Source organism: Roseovarius sp. JB2-10, from assembly GCF_055693585.1.
This window is the reverse complement of sequence record NZ_CM146337.1, coordinates 173,622-188,018: the sequence shown is the minus strand read 5'-3', so window position 1 is coordinate 188,018 and position 14,397 is coordinate 173,622. Positions and strand designations below refer to the sequence as shown.

The following is a 14,397-nucleotide window of genomic DNA, read 5'->3' as shown; positions in this document are numbered from 1 at the left end:
TGGCCCGGGCGCGTTTTCTGTAAAGACAGAGGATTGCGCCAGATCGCGGCCCTGTTTCCGAAATCGCGCTTTCCCGCTTTGAATTTTTGAGCGGAGACTGTAGCTAAAACCCGATGGCTTTGTGCCGTCGCATTTCCACCAGTTTGTGCAATTGTCTGCGGAATTTGACCATGATTTTGCGAGGAAATCGCACCATTTTCATATTGGGGTTTGGTGCGGTTCTGATCAATACGATGCCCGTCTGGATCGCGGAGCTCATGCGGGGCGCCAATATCTCGGAAACGGCGGCCGGGATGTTGGGCAGTGTTGTGCTTCTAACGGCGGCCCTGACATGCGGCGGTTTGGGTGCCAAAAAGAGCCTCGCTTTATGGCCTTTTGCCTCAGTTGCGGTACCGCTTTGTTTGCTGGTTTTGGCCATTTCTGCCTTGTCCTCTGCCGTCTTGATCAGCCTTGTTTGTTGCGTGCTAGGTGGGGCGCTTGGGGTCCTCACGTCCGGCGCCCTGAAGCAGGAAAACTCTGGGACGAAATTGCAACACGCAATCAGTACCGCGCTGACGCTCGGGCTTTTGATCTCACTCCTGATTTATCTGCTACTGCCCCTGACTGACATCTCAGTCTTTTGGACCCTTGCCGTTTTGTCTTTGCCATTCGCGAGCGGGCTATGGTCGCGTCTATCCCCGCTTGGCCATACGGACGCCCCCCGCGTTGCGTTGCGGCATGCATTCCCCATCTTGCAATTTCCGTTCTTTGTGATGATGGGGGCCTATTGGGCCTTTATCGAACTTTATGCTGCTTCGGTGGCAACGGCTGGGGCGTTATCATTTTGGTTGCTGGGCAGTTTGCTGACGGGGGCGGCAGGATCCTATCTGGCCAGTCGCATCCGTGGTTCTTCTGCGCGTTTTGTACAGCAGGGTGCGCCTTTGTGCGCGGCGTTCTGCGGTGCCGCTAGTTACGTTGCACCCTCGCTCGCCATTCTGGGGGTCACGGTGCTGGCCAACGGGTTTTTCCTGTTTCTCTTTTTTCCGCTCTACCTTGCCGGACCCGGAGCCGAGACCAAAGAGGCGCATGCCAGTGCTCGCATGGCAGTGTATCTTCTGGGATTTGCATTTGGCGGTGCGGTTGGTGCCGGGATATTGCACAGCGCCGGGTTTGGTGGGATCGCGCTTGCGATTGCAGCAAGCGGGCTGATTGGATTGTGGCAGGTTACGAAGCGTTCGGGACTTTGATGTTGAGCCCCGCTGCGCGCCAGGACGCCAGTGCGGACCGGACGAGGTCTTCATTTGCGCTCCAAAGAGTCATTTCTTCAAAAACACGCGCTTCGAAATCCGGGAATACCTGACGCAGAATCTCCGCTTCAGTTCGGGCGGCATCCGGGCGCTCCAACAGGATGTAGAGCCAGACCAAATGCGCATGGTACCAATAGAACCCTGGCATCGGCACTTTTTGCAATTCAAGCATTGCCGCGTCGAACATCTCCAGCCGGGCATAGCGCCACGTTTTGGCAAAATGATACCAGCCGGGATGTTCCGGGCTTAATTCCATTGCCCGGTCCAGAAGGGCAATGGCTTCCTCTTCGCGGGCCAGAAACGCATAGCAATGCCCAATTTCCGAAAGAACGTCCGAATTTCCGGGGTTCAGGTCCAGAGCGCGATCGGCGGACAGGTTGAACCCATCCACGTCGAGCGCAAAAAGGCGACACATGGCAAGTGCCACATGGGCAAAGGCGTTGCGCGGGTCCGCCTCGACCGCTCGTTCGGCGGCCTTTGTGGCCAAGGGCAGTGCGTCCACGCCGGGCCGTTCATTGACGTGGTAGCGGTGCTCTTCCAGTAAGATGACCGCATAGGCCGCCCAGCCATCTGCCGCATTGGGATCGCGGTCCAAGGCGGCGGGAAAGGCCGCGCGGAGCTGCGCATGCAGGTCAATGTCATACGTCCGGTAGAAGCGTCTGAATTCCGCCACCAACCGATACATCGCCCAGCTTGTCGATCGTGCATCGCGGTGGGCCTTGTGCCCGGCCTCGTGGGCGACAGGGCCGTGTGGACCCGCCAGTCGCCCGGCGCAGAGCGCTGCAATCTGATCCTGGACGTCAAACAGGGCATCAAGTGACGCCTTGCGATTGAACTGTTCTGTCATCAGAACCGCGTCATCCGAGGTTGCGGCCACCTGAACAGTCACACGCAACCGCTCCTTGGACCGGCGCATGCTGCCTTCGACCACGAAATCAACGCCGTAATCGCTGTGCATCCGGGCATGATCCAGGCGCGCGGCTGCAATTGCCTCTGATGTGTTGCGCGCAAGAACCTTCAGGTCGCGAAATCGCGACAGGTTCGAGATGACCTCGTCGGTCAAACCGTCGCTGATGAAATCATCGTCCGGATTGCCGCCGATATTGCGGAAGGGTAACACGATCAGACAGGGCTTTTCCGAAGAATTCCCGGCCATGCGGGTCAATTGATCCGGCAGGGTCGCCAGCCGAAACCCAACGCCATGCACCGTTTTAATGATGCGCTGGTCCGCGCCCGTATCACCCACCGCGCGTCGCGCTTCCTTGATGGCTGTGGACAGGGTCGCGTCGGTGATGATCCGGCCACCCCAAACCTGTTCAATCAGCATGTCTTTGGTGACGATCTCACCCGCCGCGTCAAACACGGCCTTGAGAATGCCAGATGATTGCCGGGTCAATCGGTGGGTTTGATCCCCCCGACGCACGGTCATCTGGTCGAAGTCTAATTCTGCGTCTGCAATTGTGGCTTTCATGTCCAGTAGAAATTCCTGATCCATCCCGCGCGTGAATTAGCACAGATTTCAGAACTTCTCAGGCTTTTCTCAGGAATGTCTCAAGCTTGGCCAATGCCTGCTCGCTATTGCTCTGGTCACACAACGTCGGCACCACGCAGTCGACAGATAAAGGGACCGAGAGATGAAATATCGACACGCTTTGCCGCAACTTGCCGGCACACAAATGATCACCGATGGCGGATTGGAAACAACGCTTGTTTTCCACGAGGGGATCGATCTGCCCTTGTTCGCCGCATTCAAGGCATTGGAAACCGAGGCCGGGCTGATGGCCATGGATGCCTATATGAAACGATACGCGCAGTTGGCGATTGAGCAAGGCCGTGGGTTCATTATGGATACACCCACCTGGCGCGCCAGCGCGAGATGGGCTGCCGAATTGGGGATGAGCCAGGGCGAATTGCGGGAAATCCACCGCGAAGCGGTGGCGACATTGGTCAAGCTCCGCGAAACACATGAGACTACGGCGTGCCCGTTTGTCATCAATGGTGTGATTGGCCCACAGGATGATGGGTATTCACCCACGACAACCCTGTCGGAAGCGCAAGCCGCCGAGTACCACAAGAGCCAGGTTCAGTGGTTTGCAGAATTCGGCGCGGACATGATTTCCGCGATCACCATGACCTATTCGGCAGAGGCCATCGGCGTTGTCCGGGCGGCCCGCGATGCAGCGATGCCTGTCGTGATTTCTTTCACGGTTGAGACCGATGGCCGTCTGCCCTCCGGTGAAACGCTGGCGCAGGCGATTGCGGATGTGGATCAGGCCACAGACGGTTATGCGGCGTATTTCATGATCAATTGCGCGCATCCTGAACATTTTTCTCATGTGCTGGACGGCGCCTGGACGAAGCGCATCAGGGGTTTGCGCGCCAATGCGTCTCGCCTCAGTCATGCGGAACTTGATGCGGCGGAAACCCTTGATGATGGCGATCCTGCTGAATTGGGTACGCTTTATGCAGGGCTTTCGCTCCTCTTGCCCAATCTGACCGTTCTGGGCGGGTGCTGCGGCACCGATCACCGCCACGTCACCGAGATCTGCCGCGCCACGCGCGCCGCCTGACCTCCCCTGAAATTCGAATGCCGGCCGTGTCGGCATTCCTCCCCAACAGCCGCGCCGGGCTCTGTCCTGCGCGATCTGTGAAGCTTTTGCTCAAACCTGAAATGAAAAGGAAAAATCATGTATAAAACAACTCTATCCGCCCTCGCCATTATGGCCGCATCAACCGGTTTCGCGGTTGCGGGTGAAACCCAGATGTCCTTCGACGTGGCCGAAGACATCACCCGGTTTGTCTTTGCCCCCACGCCTGTATTCGATGATGGCATGCCTGCGTTCGGAAACCCGTTCATCACGCAGGGTTACATTTATGAAGACGGCACGCTTGATAGCGGTGTGGAAGGCACACTTGCAGATGGCAGCCCGGCCTTCCCCGAAAAGGTGATCGGTGTCTGGACCTGTGATGGCTACTTCGTAGGTGACGGCGCGCGCACTGAGACCGGTGCCATTGTCATCACACGTCAGGTTTTCGAATTCGACAATGGTGACATTCTGATCAACCAGGGTTCTGAACTGATTGATGTCAATGTAAAGGCCCCGCGCGTGATCACCGGTGGTACCGGCGCGTTTGAAGGCTTGTCCGGTGAAATGTCGCAGACCTTGCTGGGCATGACCGATGGGTATGGTGTGCGTCTTTTGATCGACGTCAAACCCGAAGAGCATGCGGCGCTCGCACCCGTTGAAAGTGAAATCGACGCGGATTGAACGCCATGAACAGCCTCCGCCGTGATGGTGCGGCGGAGGCAGCTTCCTGAGGATACCCACATGAAACGCCCGTTACTTTTTGCCCTGTTGATGACGTCATGCCTGGCCGCTTTTGCAGAGGAGCTGCCCGAGGCTTTGGACGATGCTGATTTTCTGTGGGATGGCGCGCCGAAGCCCGAAATGGTCGAACTTGGGCGCCATCTGTTCTTTGATCCCATTCTCTCGGGCAACAAAAACATCGCCTGTGGCACGTGTCATGATCCGGCGCGGGGTACGGGTGACGGGGTGGCTTTGTCGATCGGCGAAGGCGGGCGTGGTTTTGGGCCTGATCGCAAAACCCATGACGGCGTGATTGGTCGTGTGCCGCGCAATGCGCAGCCGCTTTATAATATTGGCGCGCGGGCCTATGTGTCGATGTTCCATGACGGGCGTCTCGAAATCGACCCGTGGGGTGGATTTCCGAGCCGTTTCAGAAGTCCCGCCAAGGCGCAACTGCCCGAAGGATTGGAAAATGTTTTGACCGCGCAGGCGATGTTTCCGGTTCTGTCGGCGATCGAGATGGCGGGTCAGCCCGGTGAAAATCCGGTTGCGGATGCGGTTGCGATGAATGACCTGACGCAAGCATGGGGCATTTTGGCTGACCGGCTTGCGGAGATACCGGCATATGCCAGTGCTTTTGTGGACGCGTTCGAGGATGTCCGCAGTGCAGATGATATCAGGTTTGATCACGCCGCCGAAGCGTTGGCGGCCTTTCAGGCGGTGGCATTTAGATCGGACAAAAGCCGGTTTGACGCGCGGCTTGACGGGTGGCCCATGAATGCCGCTGCCGAGGCCGGTCTGGCACTTTTTTACGGGGAAGCCGGGTGTAGCGCCTGCCACAGTGGTGCATTGCTGACGGATCATGAATTTCACGCGATTGCCACGCCACAGATAGGCCCCGGAAAGGGCCATGGTGCTGATAACAGTTACGGCGTGCACACCGGAATGCCACATCGGGTTGAGGACGAAGGGCGGTTCAGTGTGACGGCTGACGAAGAGGATCTTTTCCGGTTTCGCACACCGTCCCTGCGGAATGTGGCACTGACCGGGCCATGGGGCCACAACGGGGCCTTCGCATCCCTTGAAGACATGGTGCGGCATCATTTGGGGACAGTGGCATCTTTGACCGCATATTCACCCGCGGAGCTTTTGCCTCTGGCGGAGGTCATTTATCCGGTCCGAAGCAGGGCAGGGGTTTCGTATCAACCTCTTATGCCGCCGCAGCGCAGCGCCTTTGATTTGCGCGATACCTGGGTGCACTCATCTCAACCCCTGCGCCGTCGGATTGCACGCGCCAATGACCTCGCTCCGCGGGAACTATCGGACCGGAATGTGCAAGACATCCTCGCTTTTCTGGACGCTCTTACCGATCCAACAGCGGTTGATCGGTCGCATCTTGTGCCTCTGACTGTGCCATCCGGGCTTTCGCCGCAGCCGTCTTACGCCGCCCCGTAGGACGTGCTGGCAAAACATATCGTCACAATGTTCTCTTGATGGCGCCTGTCGTTTTCGACTGCCGGGATCATGATGCCGGGTTTGCAGAAAACCTTGATGTCTGTCTTCGAATGCTGTCCCCTGCAGGTAACCTGTGGGGGCCTACCCTCATCGTCGAAGACACCATGAAGAAGCGGAGCTGCATGTCGCATGAGCAAACTCACTGATCTGCCCCTGACCAGTTCCCATTGGGGCACCTATCGTGCTCGGGTCAGCAATGGCCGGGTGCAGGAATTGCTGGCCTTTGAGCATGACAATGATCCGTCCCCGATTGGGCCGGGCATATTGGATGTTCAGGACGGGCCAACCCGGATCGACATGCCGATGTTTCGCAAAAGCTGGCTGGATGGTGGCCCCGGCTCCCGCACAGATCTACGCGGTGTTGACCCTTACGTGGCGGTGGCTTGGGATGAGGCCAACAAGCTGGTAGGGCAGGAACTGGACCGGGTGCGCCACACCTACGGCAATGCCTCAATTTTTGGTGGATCCTATGGATGGGCCAGCGCCGGGCGCTTTCATCACGCGCAAAGCCAGCTACACCGGTTCCTGAATTGCATCGGTGGATATACGCGGTCCAAGTTCACCTATAGCTTTGCTGCCGCCGAGGCGATGGTCCCGCATATCCTGGGCAGTTTCCGGGCTTATCTGGACACCTGCACAAGCTGGGAAGTGATCCGCGACAATACCAAGCTGATTGTGTGTTTTGGCGGTGTGCCCCTGAAAAATGGTCAAATCAGCCAGGGTGGTACCGGATGTCATATCCAGCGCGACGGCTTGCGTGATGCGCGGGATGCAAACATCCATTTCGTCAATATCAGCCCCTTGAAATCAGACCTTTTGGAGGCGGTGGGTGGGGATTGGCTGGCGTTGCGTCCCAATACCGATGTCGCGCTGATCCTCGCCTTGGCGCATACGCTCCATGTCGAAGGATTGAGCGATACGTCATTTATGGACCGCTACACCGTCGGGTTTGAACAGTTTCTACCATACCTGATGGGGGAGACAGATGGGGTCGTCAAAACTGCTGACTGGGCGGCTGAGATCACGGAAATCCCGGCTGAAACAATCCGCGCTTTAGCACGCCGCATGGCCGCTGAGCGCACGATGATTTCTGTCAGCTGGTCACTGACCCGGCAGGATCACGGTGAACAACCCTTTTGGGCGGCCATCGCTTTGGCGTCGATGCTGGGTCAGATCGGATTGCCCGGCGGTGGCTTCGGGTTTGGCTACAGTGCCATGAACTACATTGGCGGCAATTACACGGTTCTGCCCGGAGCCTCGTTCCCACAGACAGAAAATGCGGTCGATGATTTCATCCCGGTCGCGCGAATTGCCGATCTCCTGATGCGACCGGGCGAGGCGTTCGATTTCGACGGTGTGCGCTACGAATACCCCGATACGCGGTTGGTGTGGTGGGCGGGCGGCAATCCGTTCCATCACCATCAGGACCTCAACCTGTTGATGCAGGCCTGGCAAAAGCCTGAAACGATTATTGCCAACGAATGGTGTTGGAACAGCCTTGCCAAACGGGCCGATATTGTTTTGCCCTGTACCACGCCGCTTGAGCGGCAGGACATCGCGATGACGCCCCGCGACCCTTATGTGGTATCGATGTCGCGTCTGACGTCTCCTTTTGCGCAGTCCCGCGATGATTTTGAGATTTTTGCCGGGATTGCGCGCGAAATGGGTCTGGAGGACCGGTTTACCGAAGGCCGCAGCCCCGAGGAATGGCAACGCCGCATCTATGATCAAACCATCGACCGGGCCGCAGCAGCGGGTATTACAATTCCGCCCTATGATGCGTTTTTGGACATGGGATGGTTCAAGCTTGATGCCCCTGCCGAACCTACGATCATGCTAAGCGATTTCCGCGCGGACCCTGATGCCCATGCGCTGACCACACCCAGCGGCAAAATCGAGATCTTTTCGCAAACCGTCTCCGATTTCGGGTACGCGGATTGCCCGGGCCACCCGGTCTGGCGCGAGCCTTATGAATGGCTGGGGAACGCGGATGACCGCGCGCCGCTGCACCTGATCTCCAACCAACCCAAGGACAAGCTGCATTCGCAATTTGATCATGGTGGTGTCAGCAAGGCCAAAAAAGTGGCCGGGCGCGAGCCCGTGCATATTCACCCCCAAGATGCAGCGGCACGCCGCCTTGCCGGGGGTGATATCGTGCGACTTTTCAATGATCGCGGTGCCTGTCTGGGCGGGGTCGTGATTGACGATACCCTTCGTCCCGGCGTGGTGCAGATGAGCACCGGTGCCTGGTATGATCCGGATGAGACCGGCCTTTGCAAGCACGGCAACCCCAATGTACTAACCCGCGATAAGGGCACGTCGAAACTGGGGCAGGGGCCAAGCGCGCATTCCTGCCTGATCGAAGTGGAACGCTATGGGGCCGACGTGCCCCCCGTTACCGCCCATGAACCACCGGTGATTTTGCGACCCAATGGCAGGTCGCCGTCCCAGGACTAGACATGATCCGATTATTGAGCGCTTGGACGCACCTTCAACCAATATGGCTTGCAACAAACTGGATAAGAGCATGATCGATGATGCGCTGATTTTGGAACCCCAGGATTGGATTTTTCCGGTTCCGATTGCCTATGGTCCGGGTCGCTTGTCTGGAATAGGTCAACGGTGCAAGGAAATGGGGCTGTCAAATCCGCTGATCGTGACGGATCGCGGCAGTCATACGTTGCCCTTCATTGCCGAGCTAGAGCGGCATTTGGCGGATGCAGGCCTGCAATCTGCGCTGTTCTACGGCATTTCTCCCAATCCGCGGGATGATGAAATTGGTGCCGGCCGTGCCGCGTTCCGCGATGGCGGTCATGACGCGATCATCGCGATTGGCGGGGGCAGCGCGATGGATGGCGGCAAGGCGGTTTGTCTGACGGCAAATAACGATGTCGATCTCTGGGATTTTGATTACCGGAAACCCGCCCCTGAGATTGGGCCGGATCAACCCTTTCCAACACTGATAACCATCCCGACAACCGCAGGCACCGGGGCGGAAACCGAAGCCACGGCCATGGTCACCCATGTCGAAAAGGGCATGAAATTTTGCATAGACCATCCAAACCTGAGACCTGCGCTGGCGCTGCTTGATCCGCAACTGACCGTGGGCCTGCCTTTGAACCTGACCGCCTGGACGGGGGCCGATGCGATGACCCACGCGATCGAGGCTTACTTGGTGCCGGGGTTCAACCCACTCTGTGACGCGATGGCGCTGGAGGGGTTGTCACTGATTGCCACATGGCTGCCGGTCGTGATGCAGGAGCCTGATAACGTTGCCGCGCGCGGCGGGATGCTGGTGGGGTCGTGCCTTGCCGGTGTGGCCTTCCTGAAAGGTTTGGGGTTGGTGCATGCGATCTCGCATATGGTCGGCGCGGAGTTCAACACGCAGCACGGTTTGACCAATGCCATCATTCTGCCCGTTGTCTTGCGCTTTAATCTGCCGGGGCAAGAGCACAAGGTGAAGCGCATGGCCGAGGCGATGAACCTTCCGGATCACTCGGTCGATGGGTTTATCGCGGACATAGAACGTCGTCTGGACGAAATCGGCATCCCCACATCCTTGGGCGCGATTGATGTGCCTTTGGATTGCGCTCATCGTATTGCGGAAAAAGCCATTTTTGACAGTGCAGCAGGGACAAATCCCCGATCCGCAAGTGTTGATGAGATCCGCCAGTTGACCGAAACTGCGATCCGTAAGGCGCGCTGAGGGCATGGGGGAGCTGGGTAAGAATGACCGTGCCCGCGCGCAGATGACGACGTTAAATGAAGTCTTTGCGCCGCCCCCGGAGCAGATTTTGCGCGCGGGGCGTGGCATTTCGGGGTGTGAAGCGGCCGATACAGACCGCGTCGCGCTGGATGGCAGGCTGATAGAAATGCCGCGTTGCACGTGCGGGCCAAAGGGGGGATTGAGGGATGGAATGTTGTGGACCGGGCTATGCGTCGCCCGCCGAGGCGATGAAGGCCCCGCGTGAAAAGCTGCTATACACAATTGCGATCTACACCGGGACGGGCATCCAGAAACCCGATTATCTGGCCACCATCGACAATGACCCCGAAAGCCCCACCTATAGTCAGGTCATCAGCCGGTGCGAGATGCCGGGGATCGGCGATGAACTGCACCATATGGGCTGGAATGCCTGTTCCAGCTGTTTCGATGACAGTTCGATGAGCCGCAAATACCTGCTGGTGCCGGGCGTGCGTTCGTCCAACATCCACATCATCGACTGCGCCACTGACCCGCGCAATCCGACGCTGTTCAAAGTGATCGACGGGGCCGAGATCAAGGCCAAGACCAACCTGAGCGCGCCGCACACAATCCATTGTCTGGGCTCGGAAATCATCATCTCCATGCTGGGTGATGCCAAGGGTGAAGCGCCGGGTGGCTATCTGCATCTCAACAAGGATTTCGAGATTATGGGCCGGTGGGAAAACTCCATGGGTGACATCCCGTTTGGCTATGATTTCTGGTACCAGCCGCGCCACAATGTCATGGCCAGTTCGGAATGGGCCGCGCCCAATACCTTCATGCCGGGGTTTGATCTGGAGGAAGTGGGCCACCTGAAATACGGACGCCGCATTCACCTGTGGGATTTCGAGAAAAAGGAACCCAAGCAGACGTTTTACTTGGGCGAAGACGGGCTGATCCCGCTCGAAGTCCGCTTCCATCATGACCCGGACAGCACCCATGGATTTTGCGGTGCAGCGCTGAGCGCCAACATCATCCACTGGTGGAAGGATGAGGTGGGCGAATGGCAGTGGGAAAAGATCATCGATGTGGAAAACGAGCCGCATCCCGAATGGCCGATCCCGGTACCGGGAGTGATATCGGTCATACTGCTCAGCATGGATGACCGGTTCCTTTATCTGTGCAATTGGCTGCATGGGGACATCCGGCAATATGACATAACTGACCCGCACAACCCGGTTTTGACCGGTCAGGTCTGGCTCGGTGGTCTTTTGGGCAAGGCGCCCGAGGTGAACGGCGTCAAGGTCACCGGCGGGCCGCAGATGATCCAGCTGAGCCTTGATGGCAAACGCCTTTATGTGACGACCAGCCTTTTCAGCACCTGGGACAATCAGTTCTACCCGGAAATCCGCACCAATGGCGGCTGCATGCTGCAGGTCAATTGCGATACGGAAAACGGCGGGATGGAGATTGATCCCGATTTCGTCGTTGATTTTGGCAAGGAACCGAACGGGCCAAGCCGGTGCCACGAAACCCGCTATCCCGGCGGCGATTGCACGAGTGACATATGGATTTGAAAACGGTCACCCTCGCCAATCGTGATGGCGCGTCTTATCAGGTCGATCCCAGACGCCCGTTGTTGGACGCGTTGCGCGATCAGGGCGTTGATCTGCCTTTCGGGTGCAAATATGGCGGTTGCATCACCTGTGCGGCGAAGCTGACGGATGGCGAGGTGGATCAGCGTCGCCAGGTGGCATTGAACAATCGCCAGATTGAAAGTGGTTACGTGATCCTCTGCGTGGCGCGGCCAGTCACTGACATCACCCTGGAAATCGGTGTTGAAAGCCATGACAGGCTTTACCGCAACCCGTTTCTAGACCCGCTTGAGCCGCATGAACTCAAGGCGGATATCGCCACACCGAAGGAGGCCTGAGATGGATCATACCCAACCCTATTCGGAGGCGTATCTGCAAGGCATCCTGAAATCTGTCAAAACCATCGCCATGGTCGGCGCCAGCCCCGACAAGACCAAGTTCAGCTATGGCGTTCTGCGGGTGTTGCACGAAACCGGTTATGACATGATTCCGGTCAATCCGCGCCCGGGGCTTGAGGAAATCCGAGGCATCAAGGTTTACCCGTCGCTGTCAGCCATCGACCGGCCGGTGGACATGGTCGAGGTTTTCCGCCGCCCCGAAGACCTGATGGGGATCACGCAGGAGGCCATCAAGGTCGGCGCCAAGGTGCTGTGGGGGCAGATCGGGGTTGTGGACCACGCCGCCGCTAAGCTGGCCGAAGAGGCTGGGATGAAGGTTGTGATGGACCGCTGCCCCAAGATCGAGCTCTTTAGACCGTTTTGGAAACCAAAGCTCCATCTTGGCATCTGAGGTCAGGCTGAGGAATGTGCCTGTGCCAAGGGCGTGGTTTGGGCGATAAATCGAGGAGGTCGCACGCATGTACAAACTCTTTTACGCTTTGAAATCCGCATCTATGGGGGTGCGTGTATTGCTGGAAGAAATCGGCGCACCATACGAATTGATCCCGACAAGTGTTGCCATGGATCAACCCCGCCCGCCCGAGCAACTGGCGGTCAATCCGAATGGTTGGGTGCCTGTTCTGTCATGGGATGGGGGCGCGATGTACGAAGGTGCTGCGATCACGATTTTTCTGTGTGACCGGCACCCGGATGCGGGGTTGGCGCCGTCGATCAATGATCCCGAGCGGGCACGCTACTTGCAGACGTTGGTGTATTTTTCCAACACGGTGCAGAACGCCTATCAGCTGACCTATTACCCGGATCGATTTGTGGATGCGCCGGAGGATCAGCCCAGTGCAGAGCGGCGCGGTGCCAGGCGTCTTCGGGAAAGCTGGAGCGTTATTGAGGACCAGATTGGTGACAACGAATGGGTTGTTGGTAACAGGTTCACTGCCGCCGATATTTACCTCTTTATGCTGACAACCTGGTTGCGGCAGGCAAAGGGTCATCCCGGCATTGCCGAATTTCCGAACGTCAAACGCATTGCTGATGCCGTCGCACAGCGGCCCAGCGTTCAGCACGTCTATGCGCCGTGGTTCGCGGATCCGCAGTACTAGAACTTTCTCCCATGCTGCGTCGCACCCCACGTAAGTGACTGGTGACTTGACACTCTGAAATGCAGAGTAGATACTCTGTTTTGCAGAGTGATTGGATATTTAGGACGAACGCAGAATGAAAACACTGCATATAACCAATGGCGATGGCGCCGCGAATATCATCAAGCAAAGCCGTGTCTCAGGAGATGTTTTGCCATGGCGAGACACCATGCATCACGGACCATTTCCCGCAGATCTCAACCTTGATGACGTCAGTTTGGTGCGGGCGCGCTACTTCGCGGGTCCTGACGCTGATCCGGCGGAGGCCGAGCGGGATTTTCGCCTGCGAAACGAGCATTTGCGGGCCGCCGTGACCTACGATGCGGTCGTCTTGTGGTTTGAACATGATCTGCTGGATCAATTACAAATCCTCCAGATATTGGACCATTTCGGGCGTGTTGATTTGGGTGAAACGAGCCTCGAGATGATCTGTGTGAACAGTTTTCCGGGGCGGGTCAACTTTCGCGGTATCGGTGAATTGAGCGCCGTCGAAATGGCATCGCTATGGGATCAGCGCCAACCGGTTTCGGCACAGGTTATCGATTTGGCCACGGCCGGCTGGGCGGCATTTCGGTCAGAGGATCCGCGCCATCTTCATGAGTTTGCATGCGGCGACCTTTCGCCCTTGCCCTTCCTGCATGCGGCTCTGATGCGCCACCTCGAGGAATACCCTTCGACGCAAAACGGACTTCGCCGCACGGAACAACAATTGCTCAGGCTGGTTGCCGGTGGGGTCTGTGACCCGGCTGGATTGTTTTGGGAAAACATGGCAATGGAAACGGCGCTCTACATAGGGGATTGGCCGACCTACACAATCCTGGATTTCCTGAATAAATCGGCATTCCTGACATGTGAACCAGACCCGTTTTGGTATCCACCAATGCAAAAAAAGGACATTAAAGCATTTAAAAAACAACGATTTGCGCTGACAGCAAAGGCAAATAGATCTGTTGAGGGAACGCAAGACGCAAGTGACTTTCCCGCCAGAGACATGTGGCTGGGCGGCGTTCATCTTCAGTCGAAAAAACCGATGTGGACATGGGATGGGGACGCAAAAACCCTTGTCCTGCGCCAGCCATGAACGGTCAACCCCCGGCTCCAAACCCAGTGTTTCACCAACAGGTCAGAACGCGCTTGGCGTTGCTGCTCTATGTGGAAGAGCACAGTTTCACCGAATTGAAATCTGCGTTGTCGATCACCGATGGCAATCTGGACGCGCATCTCAAAAAGCTGGGTGCTGAGGGGTTTTTGCATACACGGATGGTATTGGATGGCAGGCCGCATACGCGCTATCGATTGTCACAAAGTGGCACCGAAGGATTCGAGGAATATCTCGAAGTTATGCGGGCAATTTACGCAATGGCCAAATCACCGAAGCCGGAGTGAACCTTAGAGCCGGCGCATCGCACGCCGGCTCTGTTGTTGCCCAAGAGGCTGGTGGGAGGCATTTGAGAAGTGTCCAAACCAGCCCTTC

Annotated in this window: 13 protein-coding genes; 12 read left to right on the top strand and 1 reads right to left on the bottom strand. The window is 57.4% G+C overall.

The features are described from left to right. Nucleotides 1-170: 170 nt before the first annotated feature. Nucleotides 171-1,226, top strand: coding sequence for a hypothetical protein (locus tag ACZ1HJ_RS00890; protein ID WP_472720490.1), 1,056 nt, complete (start codon nucleotides 171-173; stop codon nucleotides 1,224-1,226). Here ACZ1HJ_RS00890 and ACZ1HJ_RS00885 read toward each other — a convergent pair. Beyond that, on the bottom strand, nucleotides 1,204-2,757 hold the full coding sequence (locus tag ACZ1HJ_RS00885) for a winged helix-turn-helix domain-containing tetratricopeptide repeat protein (RefSeq protein ID WP_472720489.1): 1,554 nt from the start codon (nucleotides 2,755-2,757) through the stop codon (nucleotides 1,204-1,206). The genes ACZ1HJ_RS00890 and ACZ1HJ_RS00885 overlap by 23 nt on opposite strands. 163 nt (nucleotides 2,758-2,920) lie before the next feature. Here ACZ1HJ_RS00885 and ACZ1HJ_RS00880 point away from each other — a divergent pair, with 163 nt between their 5' ends. The 11 genes from ACZ1HJ_RS00880 to ACZ1HJ_RS00830 all read left to right on the top strand — a co-directional run bounded on the left by ACZ1HJ_RS00880 (nucleotide 2,921) and on the right by ACZ1HJ_RS00830 (nucleotide 14,309). Beyond that, complete coding sequence (locus ACZ1HJ_RS00880) at nucleotides 2,921-3,856, top strand: homocysteine S-methyltransferase family protein (protein ID WP_472720488.1); 936 nt, start codon at nucleotides 2,921-2,923, stop codon at nucleotides 3,854-3,856. Between the two features lie 117 nt (nucleotides 3,857-3,973). Then, on the top strand, nucleotides 3,974-4,555 hold the full coding sequence (locus ACZ1HJ_RS00875; protein ID WP_472720487.1) for a hypothetical protein: 582 nt from the start codon (nucleotides 3,974-3,976) through the stop codon (nucleotides 4,553-4,555). 60 nt (nucleotides 4,556-4,615) lie between these two features. Next, nucleotides 4,616-6,049, top strand: a complete 1,434-nt coding sequence (locus tag ACZ1HJ_RS00870; RefSeq protein ID WP_472720486.1) for a cytochrome-c peroxidase — start codon at nucleotides 4,616-4,618, stop codon at nucleotides 6,047-6,049. Nucleotides 6,050-6,238: 189 nt separating this feature from the next. Continuing rightward, a complete protein-coding gene (locus ACZ1HJ_RS00865) occupies nucleotides 6,239-8,566 on the top strand; it encodes a molybdopterin guanine dinucleotide-containing S/N-oxide reductase (RefSeq protein ID WP_472720485.1) in 2,328 nt (775 codons plus the stop codon). Nucleotides 8,567-8,636: 70 nt separating this feature from the next. After that, nucleotides 8,637-9,815, top strand: coding sequence for an iron-containing alcohol dehydrogenase (locus tag ACZ1HJ_RS00860; RefSeq protein WP_472720484.1), 1,179 nt, complete (start codon nucleotides 8,637-8,639; stop codon nucleotides 9,813-9,815). Nucleotides 9,816-10,021: 206 nt separating this feature from the next. Next, nucleotides 10,022-11,371 carry a selenium-binding family protein gene (locus ACZ1HJ_RS00855; RefSeq protein WP_472720483.1) on the top strand — a complete coding sequence of 450 codons (1,350 nt, stop codon included), beginning with the start codon at nucleotides 10,022-10,024 and terminating at the stop codon, nucleotides 11,369-11,371. Next, the gene (locus ACZ1HJ_RS00850; protein ID WP_472720482.1) at nucleotides 11,362-11,727 is read left to right on the top strand and encodes a 2Fe-2S iron-sulfur cluster-binding protein; all 366 of its coding nucleotides are present in this window, start codon (nucleotides 11,362-11,364) and stop codon (nucleotides 11,725-11,727) included. Before ACZ1HJ_RS00855 ends, ACZ1HJ_RS00850 begins: the two co-directional genes overlap by 10 nt. A 1-nt stretch (nucleotide 11,728) precedes the next feature. Then, nucleotides 11,729-12,178, top strand: a complete 450-nt coding sequence (locus ACZ1HJ_RS00845) for a CoA-binding protein (protein ID WP_472720481.1) — start codon at nucleotides 11,729-11,731, stop codon at nucleotides 12,176-12,178. 67 nt (nucleotides 12,179-12,245) lie between these two features. Further along, nucleotides 12,246-12,884 (top strand): glutathione S-transferase family protein, encoded by a 639-nt coding sequence (locus ACZ1HJ_RS00840; protein WP_472720480.1) that lies wholly within the window; start codon nucleotides 12,246-12,248, stop codon nucleotides 12,882-12,884. Nucleotides 12,885-12,999: 115 nt separating this feature from the next. After that, nucleotides 13,000-14,004 carry a hypothetical protein gene (locus ACZ1HJ_RS00835; RefSeq protein ID WP_472720479.1) on the top strand — a complete coding sequence of 335 codons (1,005 nt, stop codon included), beginning with the start codon at nucleotides 13,000-13,002 and terminating at the stop codon, nucleotides 14,002-14,004. Then, on the top strand, nucleotides 14,001-14,309 hold the full coding sequence (locus ACZ1HJ_RS00830; protein ID WP_472720478.1) for a transcriptional regulator: 309 nt from the start codon (nucleotides 14,001-14,003) through the stop codon (nucleotides 14,307-14,309). The genes ACZ1HJ_RS00835 and ACZ1HJ_RS00830 overlap by 4 nt, the downstream gene beginning before the upstream one ends. Nucleotides 14,310-14,397 lie beyond the last annotated feature (88 nt).

Bases quoted from the DNA above. Each gene is read 5' to 3' on its own strand.
- ACZ1HJ_RS00890 (WP_472720490.1), top strand. From the start codon at position 171: ATGATTTTGCGAGGAAATCGCACCATTTTCATATTGGGGTTTGGTGCG.
- ACZ1HJ_RS00885 (WP_472720489.1), bottom strand. From the start codon at position 2,757: ATGAAAGCCACAATTGCAGACGCAGAATTAGACTTCGACCAGATGACC.
- ACZ1HJ_RS00880 (WP_472720488.1), top strand. From the start codon at position 2,921: ATGAAATATCGACACGCTTTGCCGCAACTTGCCGGCACACAAATGATC.
- ACZ1HJ_RS00875 (WP_472720487.1), top strand. From the start codon at position 3,974: ATGTATAAAACAACTCTATCCGCCCTCGCCATTATGGCCGCATCAACC.
- ACZ1HJ_RS00870 (WP_472720486.1), top strand. From the start codon at position 4,616: ATGAAACGCCCGTTACTTTTTGCCCTGTTGATGACGTCATGCCTGGCC.
- ACZ1HJ_RS00865 (WP_472720485.1), top strand. From the start codon at position 6,239: ATGAGCAAACTCACTGATCTGCCCCTGACCAGTTCCCATTGGGGCACC.
- ACZ1HJ_RS00860 (WP_472720484.1), top strand. From the start codon at position 8,637: ATGATCGATGATGCGCTGATTTTGGAACCCCAGGATTGGATTTTTCCG.
- ACZ1HJ_RS00855 (WP_472720483.1), top strand. From the start codon at position 10,022: ATGGAATGTTGTGGACCGGGCTATGCGTCGCCCGCCGAGGCGATGAAG.
- ACZ1HJ_RS00850 (WP_472720482.1), top strand. From the start codon at position 11,362: ATGGATTTGAAAACGGTCACCCTCGCCAATCGTGATGGCGCGTCTTAT.
- ACZ1HJ_RS00845 (WP_472720481.1), top strand. From the start codon at position 11,729: ATGGATCATACCCAACCCTATTCGGAGGCGTATCTGCAAGGCATCCTG.
- ACZ1HJ_RS00840 (WP_472720480.1), top strand. From the start codon at position 12,246: ATGTACAAACTCTTTTACGCTTTGAAATCCGCATCTATGGGGGTGCGT.
- ACZ1HJ_RS00835 (WP_472720479.1), top strand. From the start codon at position 13,000: ATGAAAACACTGCATATAACCAATGGCGATGGCGCCGCGAATATCATC.
- ACZ1HJ_RS00830 (WP_472720478.1), top strand. From the start codon at position 14,001: ATGAACGGTCAACCCCCGGCTCCAAACCCAGTGTTTCACCAACAGGTC.